At 63.5% G+C, this 15,411-nt stretch carries 14 protein-coding genes; 3 read left to right on the forward strand and 11 right to left on the reverse strand.

Features of this window, described 5'->3' with window-relative positions:
- Window positions 1–24 precede the first annotated feature (24 nt).
- Window positions 25–1,581: a Ppx/GppA family phosphatase gene (locus tag BM075_RS10600; protein ID WP_093360656.1), complete on the forward strand. Its 1,557-nt coding sequence runs from the start codon at window positions 25–27 to the stop codon at window positions 1,579–1,581.
- 21 nt (window positions 1,582–1,602) lie between these two features.
- Here BM075_RS10600 and BM075_RS10605 read toward each other — a convergent pair whose 3' ends face one another.
- The 4 genes from BM075_RS10605 to scpA all read right to left on the reverse strand — a co-directional run bounded on the left by BM075_RS10605 (window position 1,603) and on the right by scpA (window position 6,011).
- Window positions 1,603–1,992: a hypothetical protein gene (locus BM075_RS10605; protein ID WP_093360657.1), complete on the reverse strand. Its 390-nt coding sequence runs from the start codon at window positions 1,990–1,992 to the stop codon at window positions 1,603–1,605.
- A 7-nt stretch (window positions 1,993–1,999) separates the two neighbouring features.
- The gene (locus BM075_RS10610) at window positions 2,000–3,061 is read right to left on the reverse strand and encodes an endonuclease/exonuclease/phosphatase family protein (protein ID WP_093360658.1); all 1,062 of its coding nucleotides are present in this window, start codon (window positions 3,059–3,061) and stop codon (window positions 2,000–2,002) included.
- Window positions 3,062–3,069: 8 nt separating this feature from the next.
- Window positions 3,070–3,750 (reverse strand): molecular chaperone DjiA, encoded by a 681-nt coding sequence (locus BM075_RS10615; RefSeq protein ID WP_093360659.1) that lies wholly within the window; start codon window positions 3,748–3,750, stop codon window positions 3,070–3,072.
- A 116-nt stretch (window positions 3,751–3,866) separates the two neighbouring features.
- Window positions 3,867–6,011 carry a methylmalonyl-CoA mutase gene (gene scpA, locus BM075_RS10620; RefSeq protein WP_093360660.1) on the reverse strand — a complete coding sequence of 715 codons (2,145 nt, stop codon included), beginning with the start codon at window positions 6,009–6,011 and terminating at the stop codon, window positions 3,867–3,869.
- Window positions 6,012–6,447: 436 nt separating this feature from the next.
- Between scpA and BM075_RS10625 the strand changes: the two genes are divergently transcribed.
- Entirely contained in the window at window positions 6,448–6,939 is a 492-nt protein-coding gene (locus BM075_RS10625) for a DUF4174 domain-containing protein (protein ID WP_245758815.1), read from the forward strand.
- 13 nt (window positions 6,940–6,952) lie between these two features.
- On the opposite strand, the gene BM075_RS10630 is transcribed toward BM075_RS10625, so the two are convergent.
- The 7 genes from BM075_RS10630 to BM075_RS10660 form a co-directional block, all read right to left on the reverse strand.
- Entirely contained in the window at window positions 6,953–8,518 is a 1,566-nt protein-coding gene (locus BM075_RS10630; protein ID WP_093360661.1) for a hypothetical protein, read from the reverse strand.
- On the reverse strand, window positions 8,515–10,515 hold the full coding sequence (locus BM075_RS10635) for an acetyl-CoA carboxylase biotin carboxylase subunit (protein WP_093360662.1): 2,001 nt from the start codon (window positions 10,513–10,515) through the stop codon (window positions 8,515–8,517). Before BM075_RS10635 ends, BM075_RS10630 begins: the two co-directional genes overlap by 4 nt.
- Before the next feature lie 135 nt (window positions 10,516–10,650).
- Entirely contained in the window at window positions 10,651–10,869 is a 219-nt protein-coding gene (locus BM075_RS10640) for a hypothetical protein (protein ID WP_093360663.1), read from the reverse strand.
- Window positions 10,870–11,173: 304 nt separating this feature from the next.
- Window positions 11,174–11,593, reverse strand: coding sequence for a hypothetical protein (locus BM075_RS10645; protein WP_093360810.1), 420 nt, complete (start codon window positions 11,591–11,593; stop codon window positions 11,174–11,176).
- Window positions 11,594–11,636: 43 nt separating this feature from the next.
- Window positions 11,637–12,029, reverse strand: coding sequence for a DUF6497 family protein (locus BM075_RS10650; protein WP_093360664.1), 393 nt, complete (start codon window positions 12,027–12,029; stop codon window positions 11,637–11,639).
- A complete protein-coding gene (locus BM075_RS10655) occupies window positions 12,029–12,376 on the reverse strand; it encodes a hypothetical protein (RefSeq protein WP_093360665.1) in 348 nt (115 codons plus the stop codon). Before BM075_RS10655 ends, BM075_RS10650 begins: the two co-directional genes overlap by 1 nt.
- Window positions 12,377–12,473: 97 nt before the next feature.
- Window positions 12,474–14,006, reverse strand: coding sequence for an acyl-CoA carboxylase subunit beta (locus BM075_RS10660; protein WP_093360666.1), 1,533 nt, complete (start codon window positions 14,004–14,006; stop codon window positions 12,474–12,476).
- Between the two features lie 183 nt (window positions 14,007–14,189).
- On the opposite strand from BM075_RS10660, the gene BM075_RS10665 reads away from it, so the two are divergent.
- Complete coding sequence (locus tag BM075_RS10665) at window positions 14,190–15,410, forward strand: multidrug effflux MFS transporter (RefSeq protein WP_093360811.1); 1,221 nt, start codon at window positions 14,190–14,192, stop codon at window positions 15,408–15,410.
- Window position 15,411: the final 1 nt, after the last annotated feature.

Here is a 15,411-nt window from a genome sequence, read left to right on the forward strand (position 1 = left end):
GCTGGCAGGCGACTGGAGGCCGTTATGGACGACGGGACACCCGAAGCGCACGACTCGTGGGACCCCTTCGGAAGACCGATCTTCGCTGATCCGGCGGCACGGGCGCTTTCCAGGGTCGGTGTGCTGGACGTTGGCTCAAACTCCATCCGCCTCGTCGTCTTCGACGGTGCCGCGCGCAGCCCGGCGTATTTCTACAACGAAAAGGTGATGGCCGGGCTTGGCTCCGGGCTGGACCGGACAGGCACCCTCAACCCACTCGGCCGCGAACGCGCCCTTGCCGCGATCCGCCGCTTTGCCACCCTGGCCGAGGGGATGGGGATCGCGCCGCTGACCGCCGTCGCCACGGCCGCCGTCCGACAGGCCAGCGACGGGGAGGAATTCTGCCGTCAAGTGGAGGTGGAGACGGGCCAGGCAATCCACGTGATCGACGGCGAGGAAGAGGCTCGCCTTTCCGCTCAGGGCGTCCTACTCGGTTGGCCCGAAGGCGAGGGTCTGGTGTGCGACATCGGCGGCTCTTCCATGGAGCTCGCGCGGATCGAGAGCAAACGGGTCTGGGAGCGTGCGACCGCGCCGCTGGGGCCGTTGCGTCTGATGTCCATGCCAGGCGGCGCCAAAGCGCGCGCCCGTGAGATCAAACAAGTCGTCGGCGCTCTGGCCGACAGGATCGAGCGTCATGACCACCTGTTCCTCGTTGGCGGTTCATGGCGCGCCATCGCGCGGCTCGACATGGTCCGCAAGGACTATCCCCTGTCGGTTCTGCACGATTACCGCATGACGCCGAAGTCGATCCGCGCCACTCTGGACTGGATCGATGGCCAGGACCTGGAACAGTTGCGCGAGGTCGCGCGCCTCTCATCCGCCCGTATTTCGCTCGTGCCGATTGCTGGCGAGGTGCTGCGCCGCTTGATGTCAACGTTCCATATCCGCGAAGTCACGACCTCCGGGTACGGCATCCGCGAGGGCCTCCTCTACGAGCAGATGCCCCATCGCATCCGCGCCCGTGACCCGTTGATCGAGGCCGCACGGTACAGCGAGGCCACCTCGGCACGGCTACCCGGTTTCGGCCGTATCTTGCACGACTTCATCTCGCCGCTCTTCCCCCAGCCTCGTGCCGACCCGCGATGGATCAGGGCCGCCTGCCTGCTGCACGACGTGAACTGGCGTGCCCACCCGGACTACCGCGCAGACGTCTGTTTCGACAGCGCCACCCGCGGCAACCTTGGAGGCATCGACCACATCGGCCGCATCTACCTCGGTCTCGCGCTGGCGCACCGCTATCGCAACGCCCGGCCGGGGAACCGCTTCACGCCACTGCTTGAGATGCTCGGGGAGCCTCTGACCCGAGAGGCGGAGATCCTGGGCAAGGCACTGCGGTTCGGGGCCATGTTTTCCTTCGCCAATCCGGAGGGCATGGGAACCTTCCGGTATCGGCCGAAGAAGAAAACACTGGAACTGCGCCTGCCGCCGAACTCCGCAACACTCTATGGCGAGGTCGCAGCCGCGCGTTTCGATTCGCTGGCCCGTGCCATGGGTGTGGAAACCATCGTCACGTTAACACGGACCCGCCGCAAACCTGCGTGATGCGGGCGCGGCCCGCGGCTATCAGATATCGATTTCGTCCTCTTCCGGCGCATCCGGTGACAGCGGCGTTTTCCGTCTGAGGATGATGTCGCCGTTGGGCAGCTTTTCGGGCGGGTAGTAGTTGTCCAGATCGCCGATCATGTCGGAGAATTCTTCCATCAACGGCATGAAGTTGTTCACGAAAGCCCGCAATTTGGGCTCCATCTCGGTAGCCAGGTCGTCCATAAATGGTTCGATCTGATCGACCAGCCCCCGCAGCAGAAGCTTGGAGCCCTCCTCGATCAGGTCGAACCCTTCCTCAACTTCGCCCTCCTCCGGGGTATCGCCGGGGGGAAATATCTCCTGTGCCGGCGCGGATACCGGCAGCAGCGCGAGGGACAGGGCCAAAGATACGGCGGACCAGCGTGTCATTGGGCGATCATACGCTCGATCCATCGATGGCGGAAGCGCTCAGGTCGATGTCGAGCGTCACAGGGAAGTGATCCGACGCGTCGAGAAGCGCCTGCCGCAGTTCGGGGATCTTGTAGATCGCGGTGTCGTCAAACGGGTGCCAGATCCGCCAAGTCGGTTTGCGCTCCAGCAGGTCGCCCGAGAGCATGATGAAATCCAGCAGAGCGGACACGTATTGCTTCGACTCGTCGTTGTAGAACCGCGCGGAGGATCGGTGAGCGGCGCTATGGCGAGCGAGCACGGGCAGCGCGTTTGGATCGTGCAACTGCTCCGGTGTCGGCCGGTCGTGACCAGAGACGATCTCCACCCCCGACCTGCCGAACAGTGCCTCGTACTCGTCCAGTCCGGGACCGTCGTTGAAGTCACCGAGCACGATCAGCGGCTCGCCCTCGGCCAGATGCTCGTCGACGCGCTGGCGCAGCCAGATGCACTGAGCCAGTTGCTTGCGGCGATTGGCAATCGACCGCCGCATGATGTCGTCCTTCCTGCGCGCCCCGTGCGGAGCCTTCGATTTCACGTGTACGCCGATCATGTGAAACGCAAAGCCGTCCGATGTGCGCATGGCAAGCTCTAGCGGAGGCTTGGAAAATTGCACCACGTCCAGCGTGGCGTCGATGTCCAGGTCGATCTGAAACGAGCCATCGAAGCGCGGCGCATCCGTCCCGCCCGTCTTGCCGGCGAACTCGCCTCTCGGGTCGTGTTCTGCGCTCAACACGTCGGGGTCGTAGAGCAGCGCGATCTCCTGCTCGGTATGGTTCCGAAATCCGATGACGGCCCGGCGTTGGCGCAGACCGACGACACGGGCGAAGTTCTCCAGCGCCTGGACGGTGCTGCGCCGCCGATTGTCGTCGGGGGCCTCGATCACCAGAACGGCATCGGCGTCGAGGGCCGTGAATACGATTCCGATCGCCTCGAGCTGGGTGGCACGCGTAATGTCGTAGCGGGCCGACCATTCCTCATCCGCAATCGGTTGCCCCTCGTCATCGAAGAGCGCGTTCATCCATTCCACGTTGTAGGTCGCGATCCTCATTGGGGGTCCTATGCCGACTTCCCGGAAATCTCCTCCCAGGCCCTGTTGACGGCTATAAGCCGCTGTTCGGCCAGACGCACCGCTTCTTCCGGCACACCGCGGGCGATCATCGTGTCGGGATGGCTGTCGCGCACCGCCTGCGCCCAGGCGCGCCGGATCTGCTGCATCGGCATATCCGCGGTGACCCCGAGCACGTCATAGGGATCGGGAGTGGCATCCGGCACGAACCGAGCGCGCAGGCTTCGGAACTCGCCCTCCGTGAGCCCGAAGATCGTCGCGATCTGGAGCAGCATCTCGTTCTCGGCCAGGTGATACTGCCCATCGGCGGTCGCTATGTGAAACAACCCCTCCATCAAATCGCGCAGCACGTCGTGCCCGCCCTCGAACAGCGCCGCGATACGCTGGGCATAGGCGTCGAAGCCCGCCACGTCCTGCCGCGCCAGATTGAAGACGCGGGCCGCGTTGGCCTCTTCCTGCGGCGGAATGGTAAAGACCTCACGGAACGCACGCACCTCGTCGCGCGTCACGGTGCCGTCGGCCTTGGCGAGCTTGGCGCCGAGGGCAATCACCGCAATGGCGAAGGCCACGCTGCGCTCCGGCGGCGTGCGCAGGCGGTCGAAGACCTGGCTCAGTGGCTCCCCGGCTGCAAGCGCTCCAAGCGCGTCCGATATGCGGCTCCAGATGGACATGGCCGCACCCTATCCGGGCAGGACTGCGGCCGACAGGGCCTATTGGGCCGCAGGCGCGCCAAACGAAAGGCGGCGCGAATTCGCGCCGCCTTCCAATCCTTTGCACATGTGGCGGATCAGGCCGCGGTGTCCCGGGTCTCGCTGATGATTTCCAGGATATCCTTGGCGGCGGCCGGGATGTTCGTGCCCGGGCCGAAGATCGCCTTCACCCCCGCATTGTAGAGGAACTCGTAGTCCTGGTGCGGGATAACCCCGCCGCAGATCACCACGATATCCTCTGCGCCTTGCTTTTTCAGCTCTTCCACCAAGCGGGGGGCCAGCGTCTTGTGACCGGCAGCCTGGCTGGAGATACCGACAATGTGCACGTCGTTGTCGACGGCATCCTGCGCGGCTTCTTCCGGCGTCTGGAACAGCGGCCCCACGTCGACGTCGAAACCGATGTCGGCAAAGGCGGTCGCGATGACCTTGGCGCCGCGGTCGTGCCCGTCCTGACCCATCTTGACCACGAGCATCCGCGGACGGCGGCCTTCCTTCTCGGCGAAGGCTTCCACCGACTTCTGAATCGCGGAGAAGTCGTCGTCGCCCTCGTAGGCAGCGCCGTAGACACCGGCGAGCGTCTTCACTTCGGCCCGGTGACGGCCGAAGACCTTTTCCATCGCCATGCTGATCTCGCCAACGGTTGCCCGGGCGCGAGCGGCCTCGACGGCGGCTTCGAGCAGGTTGCCCCCCTCGTTCGCGCGGCGCGTGATCTCCTCCAGCGCCTTCTGGCAAGCGGCCTCGTCACGGGTATCGCGTACACGATTGATCCGACGGATCTGAGATTGGCGCACAGCCATGTTGTCGACGTCGAGGATCTCCAGATCCTCTTCCTTCGCCAACTTGTACTTGTTGACGCCAACGATCACGTCTTCGCCGCGGTCGATCAGCGCCTGACGTTTGGCGGCCGATTCCTCGATCCGGAGCTTCGGCATGCCGGAGGCGACGGCCTGGGTCATGCCGCCCATCTCCTCGACCTCTTCCATCAGCGCCCAGGCTTTCTCCACCAGTTCGTTCGTGAGCGCCTCGACGTAGTAGGAGCCGGCCAGCGGGTCGACGACCTTGGTGATGCCGGTCTCTTCCTGGAGGATGATCTGGGTGTTCCGTGCGATCCGCGCCGAAAAGTCGGTCGGCAGCGCGATGGCCTCGTCCAGCGCGTTGGTGTGCAGCGATTGGGTGCCGCCGAGCGCGGCCGACATCGCTTCGTAGGCGGTGCGGATGACGTTGTTGTAGGGGTCCTGCTCGGCCAGGCTCACGCCGGAGGTCTGGCAGTGGGTGCGCAGCATCTTGGAACGCGGATCCTTGGCGCCGAGGTCGTCCATCACGCGAGCCCAGAGCGTGCGCGCGGCGCGCAGCTTGGCAATCTCCATAAAGAAGTTCATGCCCATGCAGAAGAAGAAGCTGAGCCGGCCGGCAAACTTGTCGACCGGCATGCCGGCCTTGATCGCGGTACGCACGTATTCGCGCCCGTCAGCCAGCGTGAAGGCCAGTTCCTGTACGAGGTCCGCGCCGGCTTCTTGCATGTGGTAGCCGGAGATCGAGATCGAGTTGAACCGCGGCATCTCGTTGGACGTGTATTCGATGATGTCGCCGATGATCCGGATCGAGGGCTCGGGCGGATAGATGTAGGTGTTGCGGACCATGAACTCCTTGAGGATGTCGTTCTGGATGGTCCCAGAGAGCACCTTGCGGTCGTGTCCCTGCTCTTCGCCCACGACGATGAAGTTCGCGAGCACCGGGATCACCGCACCGTTCATGGTCATAGAAACCGAGATCTTGTCGAGCGGGATGCCGTCGAACAGGATCTTCATGTCCTCCACGCTGTCGATGGCCACACCGGCCTTGCCGACGTCGCCTTCCACGCGGGGGTGGTCGCTGTCATAGCCGCGGTGGGTGGCCAGGTCGAAGGCGACGGAGACGCCCTGCTGGCCGGCGTCCAGCGCGCGGCGGTAGAAGGCGTTCGATTCCTCGGCGGTGGAGAAACCTGCGTACTGCCGGATGGTCCACGGGCGTCCGGCGTACATCGTCGCACGCACACCACGTGTGAACGGCTCGAAGCCGGGAAGGCTGCCCATATGCGGCAGGTCCGCAGTATCCTCGGCAGTGTAGAGCGGCTTGACCTTGATGCCCTCGAGGGTCTCCCAGGTCAGGTCGTCCAGCGACCGGCCCCGCAGCTCCTTGGTGGCAAGCTCAGCCCATTCCTTGGGGAGAGACGTTTCGCTCATCGGGTGTTCATCCTTCCTTCCTGTCCATCGCGCGCAGGTCTAGGCACATGCGCCAGCAATGAGGGTTGCAGGCCCGTTCGCGCCGGAACGCAACCGGGCAAGATCTTCGGCATACTGCGCGGCCAGTGCCGCCATTCGTACAGCGTCGCGCGACGGCCATCGGTCGCGTGCGTCCGCAGACAGGGGACTGGGCAAGCCACTGCTATTCTTGCACCTTACCTTGTGCAAGTCCCCGATCATAGGGTTACGGGGCTGCCATTGTCGCACTCCCGCCATGTGCATGGCGCCATGCAGCGGCCTGAAACGCGTCGCAGGCGGGTGAAACACGCGGCCCCGGGCGGGGCTGCGGCGACGCAGATCGCGGGCAACAGGGGATTTTCCCTTAGCTTTCCAGCCTGGCGTCCCTATATCTGTTGCGACGAGAGGAGAGCCGGACTTGTCCTTCAAGGTCCTGACGACATTGGTTGCCCTGCAACTGGCCGTAGCCGCCCCGCTCGCGGCACAACCGGCCGACAACGCCTTGGGCGGGGCTGCATCGCCGGCCGTCCCTTCGACGCTACAGATTCTCGACGCGGCGGATGTGGACCTCGATTCATATCTCTGGACCAAACGCGTTCTCGTGGTCTTTGCGGACACGCCGGCGGACCCACGATACATCGAACAGATGCGTATGCTCACGGACCGTCCGAGCGATCTTCTGGAACGGGACGTCATTGTGGTGACAGACACCGCCCCATCGGAACGTACGCCCCCTCGACGCACGCTGAGGCCCCGTGGGTTCGCTCTGGTGCTGGTCGATAAGGACGGTGGGGTCAAACTCCGCAAGCCGTCGCCGTGGTCGACGCGCGAAATCTCCCGCAGTATCGACAAGACCCCCCTGCGCCGTGACGAAATTCGCGAGCGGGGCGGCGGGACGCTCGGGCGTTAGGCCTGTGCTAAGATCACAGGTCCGCACTTGCCGGATGAAACCATGCCCCCTCCGGCAGTCCCGCGGCCCAGTCCGTCACTGTTTCCCGTAAGCGCACAGCCGCATCGGACGAGGTTGCGACAATGACGACCTCCGGCATGAGAGAATAGCGAAACGATCCGTCGATGCCGAGCGTACCTAGACGCACCCAGTCAGGCGCGGCCGCGGACTTCATCCATGGCTCGAAAATCATCGCCAATTCCACGTCATGCCGCGCTGCGAGTGGTCCGCCCCATCCCGGCGGCGCTCCTTCCTGACGCAACCTCAAGGCCTCGAGGGAGCCGAGCCCCCAGAGATCCAACACATAGTGCGAATTGCCCCACGCTACGCGACCCAGATCAGTAACCGCCACCGGACCTCGAACGAAATCCTGAGCTAGTCTGGCCAGTTGGGCCTGCTGCCGATCAATGGTACGGGTGGCGTACGGATAGGTGCTAATGTGGTGCGCGCCATATACCACCGTGGCCACGAAAATCGGGACCAGTGCCACCAAACGCCACACCACACTCCCCCGAACAGCGAATGCGAGTGAAATGGCGGTCGCCGAAACGACTATGTAATTCTCATAGCGGTTCATCCAGCCAACCTTGCCAACCATGATGTGGGCGACCAGCGCACAGACAATGACCGCCAGCAGCCAGCGATATGGTCCGACGTCTCTGCCGGGCTCCATCACCGCGACGACCAAGAAGACAATTGAGCTCAGCAGGATTGAAAACAGAATTGCCCCATTGGGATGAGACGCCATTTCGAGCACATTTCCGATTATGCCGCCCGCAGGGGTACTGCTTTCGTTCATACCCAGCTTCGCCTGCACCGAACTCGGCAAAGGTTCGAGTCCGAGGCTGACAAGAAATACCATAAATCCCACTATCACGAGCAGCGCAGTCGCACCCGATGCGATTCCTGCCGCAGACCGCCTGCGCAGAACCAACACACCTGCCGCCAGCAACGACAACCCGAGCGCCTCGAAGCGGATGGCCGGGCCAAGGACGATGCCCAACGGAAGAAGGAAAGTCAGCCTGTCTTCATCGAGGAGGATCAACAGGCCCAAAACGATCGCAAGGCTCGCAGCAGTATGTAGCGTATGCTCCATGCCAGTGTAGGCAATCCCTGGCAGATTAATGAGCAGCGGCACAACAGCAGCGGCAAATATACCGAATGAACGCGATGCCGTCTCATAGCCCGCCTGAGACAAGATACGACCCCAGAGCCAGCCGCAGGCCGTCAGAGCGACAATGTTCCAAATGAGGGGAAGGAACCGTTGTGCTTCAGCTCCCGCGAAAAGAATCAGAAAAACCGGGTAAAGCGGCGACGAAGCCGCCGAAGCGTACTCGCCCGAATTGACGCCGTAACCGCCATGAGCAATCTGCTCAGAAATGGCGAGGTGGATGTAGACATCATCAAGCGGGTACTCGAAAACACCCGCATTCAGAAAAGCGACAAGCTGCAGGAGCGTGAAGCCGAGAAGCACGCTCGCCGTGGAAACGACCGGCAATTTCAAAGTATGGCCGGCCGCGTTCTCTTGGAGATCAGTCACTCAAATTCCATGATGACTTCGTCGACCGCCAGGCTATCGCCCGGCTCGGCGTTGATCTTGGACACGACAACCCGCTTCTCCGCCCGCAGGATATTTTCCATCTTCATGGCTTCGATCGTGCAGAGCGCCTGGCCTTCCTGCACCTCCTGACCCTCCTCGACGTTCATCTTCACGATCAGGCCGGGCATGGGGCACAGCAGCATTTTCGACGTATCGGGCGGCACCTTCTCCGGCATCAGGCGCGCGAGTTCCCCCTGCCGCGGGGTGTAGCAGTGCACCTTCATGTCCGCTCCGCGATACCGGATGCGGTATCCGGCGGTGATCTTCTGGACCCGGAAGGCATGCGGCGTCCCGTCGATGTCCACTTCGGCGAGGCTGTCGCCGGGCGTCCAGCCGCTGTTCAGCGTCAGCCGGCGGCCATCCTCGAAGATGACCGTGGCGCTGTTCCGCCGGGCCTCGACCTGCACGGCGAATTCCTCCCGATCCACGGTGATGATCCAGTCGGACCCGACTTTGCGCTTGTGGTTGTCCATCGTGCCGGAAATGCGCGTCCGGCGCACCTCCGCCATCCGATTCATGCTGGCGGCAAGGGCGACGACCTTGTCCTTGTCGTCTTGGGCAAGGTCCACCCCGGAGAACCCGTCGGGATACTCCTCTCCGATGAAGGCGGTGGTGATGTCGCCGGAGACGAACCGCTCGTGATCCATCACCGCGGACAGGAACGGAATGTTGTGACCGATCCCTTCGACCTCGAAACTGTCCAGCGCATTGCGCATCAGTTCGATCGCATGAGCCCTATCGGGCGCCCAGGTGCAGAGCTTCGCGATCATGGGATCGTAGAACATCGAGATCTCGCCCCCCTCGAACACGCCGGTATCGTTGCGGATCGCTTCGGTCTCGGCCGCATGTTCTTCCGGCGGCCTGTAACGGGTCAGGCGGCCGATGGAGGGCAGGAAATTGCGGTAGGGGTCCTCGGCATAGAGCCGGCTCTCGATGGCCCAACCGTTGATGGGGACATCCTCCTGGGCGAGCGACAGCGGCTCTCCGGCGGCCACCCGGATCATCTGCTCCACCAGATCGACGCCGGTTATCAGTTCCGTCACCGGATGTTCGACCTGAAGCCGAGTGTTCATCTCAAGGAAGTAGAAATTCTTCTCGCCGTCGACGATGAACTCCACCGTGCCGGCCGAGGTGTAGCCCACGGCCTTTGCCAACGCGCAGGCCTGCTCGCCCATCGCCTTGCGCGTCTCGGGATCTAGGAAGGGACTCGGCGCCTCTTCGATCACCTTCTGGTTGCGCCGTTGGATGGAGCACTCGCGCTCGTTCAAATAGATGCAGTTGCCATGCTGGTCCGCGAGCACCTGGATCTCGATGTGGCGGGGCTGGGTGACGAACTTCTCGATGAAGATTCGGTCGTCGCCGAACGAATTCGCCGCCTCGTTCTTCGAGGACTGGAAGCCCTCGCGCGCCTCTTCGTCATCCCAGGCGATCCGCATCCCCTTGCCGCCACCACCGGCGGAGGCCTTGATCATCACCGGATAGCCGATGTCGTTTGAGATCTTCACCGCCTCCTCAGCGTCATCGATCAGGCCCATGTAGCCGGGCACGGTCGACACCCCAGCCTCCTGAGCGATCTTCTTGGAGGTGATCTTGTCTCCCATCGACACGATTGCGGAGGCAGGCGGCCCGACGAAGGCGACACCCTCAGCCTCCAGCGCCTCAGCAAATTTCGGGTTCTCCGAAAGGAAGCCGTAGCCTGGATGCACCGCCTCCGCGCCCGTTTGCCGGATCGCGTCCATCACCTTGTCGATGACGATGTAAGACTGGTTCGCCGGCGACGGGCCGATGTGGACGGCCTCGTCGGCCATCTCGACGTGCAGAGCGTTCCGGTCGGCATCCGAATACACCGCGACCGTGGCGATGCCCATCTTGCGCGCGGTCTTGATGACCCTGCAGGCGATTTCCCCCCGGTTGGCGATCAGCAACTTCTTGAACATTATCCCTCCCCCTTCCGGAATTCCGGCGCGCGCGACGCAACCAGTTGCGTCAGCCCTGCAATGAAAAGGCCATCGGCGCCCGCAGCGCCGATGGCCTCGATTTGAACTCTTCGGGCGTGTATGGCCCGCGCAGCGTCAGAACGACCGGCCGGTCGCGCGCGCTGCATCGTCTGAAAGGGCGCCCGCGACGCCGCCGATGGCCGCGCCGGTCGCAATATCGTTATCCGTTGCTCCTGCGACCGCGGCGCCAGTGGCCGCCCCCACGCCTGCGCGCTGCAGATCGTTACCGGTCGTGCAGGCCGCCGCGAGGCTGGCCAAGGCCAGGAGCGGAAGCAGTTTGAGAGGTTTCGCCATGTCGTGTCTCCATGTTGCGTATGCGGCGCGGCGACCGCCACGCAGCTTGGACCGAATGTAGGAGTCCTCCCGGCCTTTTCACCGGGGACTTGGGGCGCAAGAAAAAACGGTGGCGGGCAAGATGTTTGCCGCAGCCACCGTGAGTCAGAAAGGGTACCTGGATAAGTCCCGTGAGCGGCGGACGTGATGGGATGCACCGCTCGGGAAACAGTCCTGCCGCAACAGAACAATTGGTCAAAGAGTTTGACCGTCGCAGGCGGCATATCAGCCAGATTCTGCCTGAGTCGTGATGAGATAGGCAGATTCACGCCCAAGAACCTCCGTCCTCGTCCCGATCTTCGTCGTCCGGCGCTAGTTCGGGGTCTGCGATAATGTCGAATCTGTCGAGCACGTGGGGATAGCTGCGCTGAACGGCAGCAAGATCGACTCGCAGCTTCGCCTCATAGGAGGCCGAATCGAACGGCTCCTCCGCCGGCACGACCTCCCGCCCGAAGAGCCAGTTCAGGCGCCCGGCGTCCAGATTTCCGCGCTCGAAGGGCGCATCGCCGAAATATCCGAGCAAGGCCTCGAGGAAGGCCTCGTCCGCCCGCCGGTCCGCCGGGCGCCGGTCGGCGTGCCGTTTGCGGGCCTGCAACGGGGTGGCGCCACTCTTTCCGGCACGGCGGAGCGTGAATTGATAGTCCGTTCCCGGCAGCCGGCCGGGGAATCCGCGATGTTTCAGCACGCCCGACACTCCTTCTGCCGATTTGGGATCGTTTCGCCGGGTCTCATTGCCAGATACATCCCTCTTCGTCCGGAAAGTAAGCGCCGATGAACATCGTCGCGTCGGGGTCGGTCGTGCCCCATTCAACGGGCCGGTCCAGAAGCGCGATGACGACCTCATCGATGCCTCCCTCCTCTGCCGCGGCGGAGAGGCCTTGGGTATTGCACAACTCATCGAGGTCCGTGGCCACGTCCTCGTAACCCATATCGCCGCCATCGCGGGCAATCCGGGGAGTGACGTAGCGCAGCGTCAACCACATCCTGCCGTCGGCCTGACGCTCGACGATCCGATCCAGGGGCATGACGGACAACCCGGAATGCAGCACGATCTCCTGTGCCGCGACAGGCTGCGCGCCAAGCGCCAGCCCCACCGCCCCGACCAGTTGAAACAAACGCATCACGCAGCCCTCCCCGCACAGCGTATCCAGCGAGCCCGACACTTCTTATGCTCCAGCACATCCGCAATCCGCGCCTCTATCCCATCGCGATCGAACGGGCGCACCGAAACGCGCCCACCGGCGCGCACCGCGAGTCCGCCATCGCGGCAGGCGATCTGGACGACGGGAGAGAAGCCCCGCTGGTGCTGCACAGCGCGCCAGATATCCTGCCGGATCTGATGCGCAAGCCGCGCGCGCCCGCCCCCGGGAAGCCAGGTCTCCGCCACCACATCGAAGCGCGGAGGGAGCGCGCGAGCCAGGGTCAGGACCGGACCCTCGCGCAACACATGCCAGCGGGCCCGGCTCATGCCGCCCCTCCCTCTGCCTTCCCGGCAGGCCGACCGAACGGGTTCGGTGTCAATTCCGCGCCCCCGTCTTCCCGGGCGGTTCCCGCAGGCCGGTTCCTCACAGCGGGATATTGTTGTGCTTCTTCCACGGCAACTCGCGCCTCTTGTTGCGCAGGCTGGCAAACGCGCGCGCCACCCGTTTTCGGGTCGAATGGGGCTGGATGACCTCGTCGATGAAACCCCGCTCGGCGGCGACGAAGGGATTGGCGAAGCGCCGTTCGTACTCCGCCGTACGCGCCGCGATCTTTTCGGGCTCGCCGAGCTCAGAGCGGTAGAGGATTTCCGTCGCGCCCTTGGCCCCCATCACGGCAATCTCCGCAGTGGGCCAGGCGTAGTTGATGTCGCCCTTCAGGTGCTTGGAGCTCATCACGTCATAGGCCCCGCCATAGGCCTTGCGGGTGATGACCGTCACCTTCGGCACGGTCGCCTCGCCAAAGGCGAAGAGCAGCTTGGCGCCGTGCTTGATGACGCCGCCATACTCCTGCCCCGTCCCCGGCAGGAAGCCCGGCACGTCGACAAAGGTCAGGATGGGGATTTCGAAGGCGTCGCAGAATCGAACGAAGCGTGCCGCCTTGCGGGAGCTGTCGATGTCGAGGCAGCCCGCGAGGACCATCGGCTGGTTCGCCACGACACCCGTCGTCCGCCCCTCAAGCCGGATGAACCCGGTAATGATGTTCTTCGCATGGTCCTTCTGGATCTCGTAGAAGTTGGCCTCGTCCGCCACTTTCAGGATCAACTCGTGCATATCGTAGGGGGTATGCGCGTTGTCCGGAATGAGCGTGTCGAGGCTTTCCTCGATACGGTCGGGAGAATCGAAGAACGGCCAGACCGGCGCCTTTTCGCGATTGTTCATCGGCAGGTAGTTGAACAGCCGCCGGATCTCGATCAGCGCTTCAACGTCGTTGTCGAAGGCCCCGTCGGCCACGGAGGACTTGCGGGTATGGGTCGAGGCACCGCCAAGCTCTTCCGCCGTCACCACCTCGTTCGTGACGGTCTTTACTACATCGGGACCGGTGACGAACATGTAGGAGGTGTCCTTCACCATGAAAATGAAGTCCGTCATCGCCGGCGAGTAGACCGCCCCGCCCGCGCAGGGCCCCATGATGACGGAAATCTGCGGGATCACGCCCGAAGCTTCGATGTTGCGCTGGAACACCTCGGCGTAGCCGGCAAGGCTGTCCACCCCCTCCTGGATGCGCGCGCCGCCGGAATCGTTGAGCCCGATCACCGGCGCGCGGTTCTGCATCGCCATGTCCATGATCTTGCAGATCTTCTGCGCATGCGTGGCGGACAGCGAGCCGCCGAAGACGGTGAAGTCCTGACTGAAGACATAGACGAGGCGGCCGTTGATCGTGCCCCAGCCCGTCACCACGCCATCGCCTGCGGGCTTCTCGGCATCCATACCGAAATCGTTGCAGCGGTGGGTGACGAACATGTCGAACTCCTCGAAGGAGCCCTCGTCCAGCAACAGATCGAGCCGTTCTCGGGCGGTCAGCTTGCCCTTCTTGTGCTGGCTGTCGATCCGAAGCTGTCCACCGCCCATGCGGGCAGAGGCGCGGCGGCGTTCGAGTTCCTCGAGAATATCTTTCATGTCGGCCTCCCCATTACGTCTGAAACTGCGTAGCAAAGCCGGGCGGTCCACAGGAAGCGTCATTTGGAAAATTTGCAAAGAATTGGCAGCGCAGCACCGGCAAATTGCAAATAAGGAAAACCCTCGCCCAATGCACGTCACGGCGGATTGCACTTGGTATCGCCTCCCGGCTACATCGCTCCCATGTCTGATAGAGTCACGATCCGCTTTCTGGATCGCTCCACCCCGCCGCATATCTTGACCCTCGTCCTCCTCGCCGGGCTCTCGGCGATGAACATGAGTGTCTTCCTGCCGTCCCTGCCGGCGATGACCGAGCATTTCGCGACGAGCTACGCCCTGATGCAGCTTTCGGTGTCGCTCTATCTGGCGACGACGGCGCTGATGCAGCTTGCCATCGGCCCGATCTCCGACAAGCTCGGCCGGCGGCCGGTCGTCCTCTGGGCTCTCGCGATCTTCCTCGCCGCAACCGCCGGATGCCTTCTCGCGCCGAACGTCGCGGTCTTTCTCGCTTTTCGAATGATGCAGGGCGCCGTGGTCGTGGGAATCGTGCTCTCCCGCGCCGTAGTGCGGGACATGTACCCGCAGAACGAAGCCGCGTCCCGGATCGGATATGTGACGATGGGCATGGCCTTGGTACCGATGATCGCCCCCATGATCGGCGGCGCGCTTCAGCAGGCCTTGGGCTGGCAATCGATTTTCCTGTTCCTGATGCTGTCCGGCGCCCTCGTCGGATGGGTGATCTGGCGGGACCTGGGAGAGACCGCCGTGGATACCGGCAGGCCCTTATCGCGCCAAATACGGGAATACCCCGAACTTCTGACCTCACCGCGGTTCTGGGGCTATGCCCTCGCGTCCGCGTTTGCGTCCGGATCGTTCTTCGCGTTCCTTGGTGGAGCCCCCTATGTCGCCTCTGTGATTTTCGGGCTGTCGCCCTTTTGGACGGGGGTGTGTTTTGGCGCGCCGGCGGTGGGCTACGCTGTGGGCAACTACATCTCAGGCCGGTTTTCCTCCCATGTCGGCATCAACCCAATGATCCTGTGGGGCTCGATCGCCTCCTCTAGCGGGATGGGGGCGTCTCTCATGGTCGGACTTGCCGGGTTTCATCCGCCGTTGGTATTCTTCGCCCTTGTCACCAGCGTGGGCATTGGCAACGGGATGGTGATCCCCAACGCGACTGCAGGCATGCTCTCGGTCCGTCCGAGGCTTGCGGGCACAGCCAGCGGACTTGGCGGGTTCATCATGATCGGAGGGGGCGCCGCCCTTTCGACACTCGCGGGGCATTTACTGGAGGGGGCGGAGACGCCGATGCCCCTACAGGGGTTGATGGCCGCTTCGTCGTTCATGGCGCTGGTCAGCATTCTCTACGTCCTGCGCAGGGAGCGGCATTTGCGACTTGCCCCCTGAG

Origin of the sequence: Tropicimonas isoalkanivorans (genome assembly GCF_900112335.1) — a bacterium.
GTDB classification, from domain to species: Bacteria; Pseudomonadota; Alphaproteobacteria; order Rhodobacterales; family Rhodobacteraceae; genus Tropicimonas; species Tropicimonas isoalkanivorans.

Bases quoted from the DNA above. Each gene is read 5' to 3' on its own strand.
- BM075_RS10650 (WP_093360664.1), bottom strand. From the start codon at position 12,029: ATGCGTTTGTTTCAACTGGTCGGGGCGGTGGGGCTGGCGCTTGGCGCG.
- BM075_RS10635 (WP_093360662.1), bottom strand. From the start codon at position 10,515: ATGTTCAAGAAGTTGCTGATCGCCAACCGGGGGGAAATCGCCTGCAGG.
- BM075_RS10610 (WP_093360658.1), bottom strand. From the start codon at position 3,061: ATGAGGATCGCGACCTACAACGTGGAATGGATGAACGCGCTCTTCGAT.
- BM075_RS10655 (WP_093360665.1), bottom strand. From the start codon at position 12,376: ATGAGCCGGGCCCGCTGGCATGTGTTGCGCGAGGGTCCGGTCCTGACC.
- BM075_RS10615 (WP_093360659.1), bottom strand. From the start codon at position 3,750: ATGTCCATCTGGAGCCGCATATCGGACGCGCTTGGAGCGCTTGCAGCC.
- BM075_RS10640 (WP_093360663.1), bottom strand. From the start codon at position 10,869: ATGGCGAAACCTCTCAAACTGCTTCCGCTCCTGGCCTTGGCCAGCCTC.
- BM075_RS10660 (WP_093360666.1), bottom strand. From the start codon at position 14,006: ATGAAAGATATTCTCGAGGAACTCGAACGCCGCCGCGCCTCTGCCCGC.
- BM075_RS10605 (WP_093360657.1), bottom strand. From the start codon at position 1,992: ATGACACGCTGGTCCGCCGTATCTTTGGCCCTGTCCCTCGCGCTGCTG.
- scpA (WP_093360660.1), bottom strand. From the start codon at position 6,011: ATGAGCGAAACGTCTCTCCCCAAGGAATGGGCTGAGCTTGCCACCAAG.
- BM075_RS10600 (WP_093360656.1), top strand. From the start codon at position 25: ATGGACGACGGGACACCCGAAGCGCACGACTCGTGGGACCCCTTCGGA.
- BM075_RS10665 (WP_093360811.1), top strand. From the start codon at position 14,190: ATGTCTGATAGAGTCACGATCCGCTTTCTGGATCGCTCCACCCCGCCG.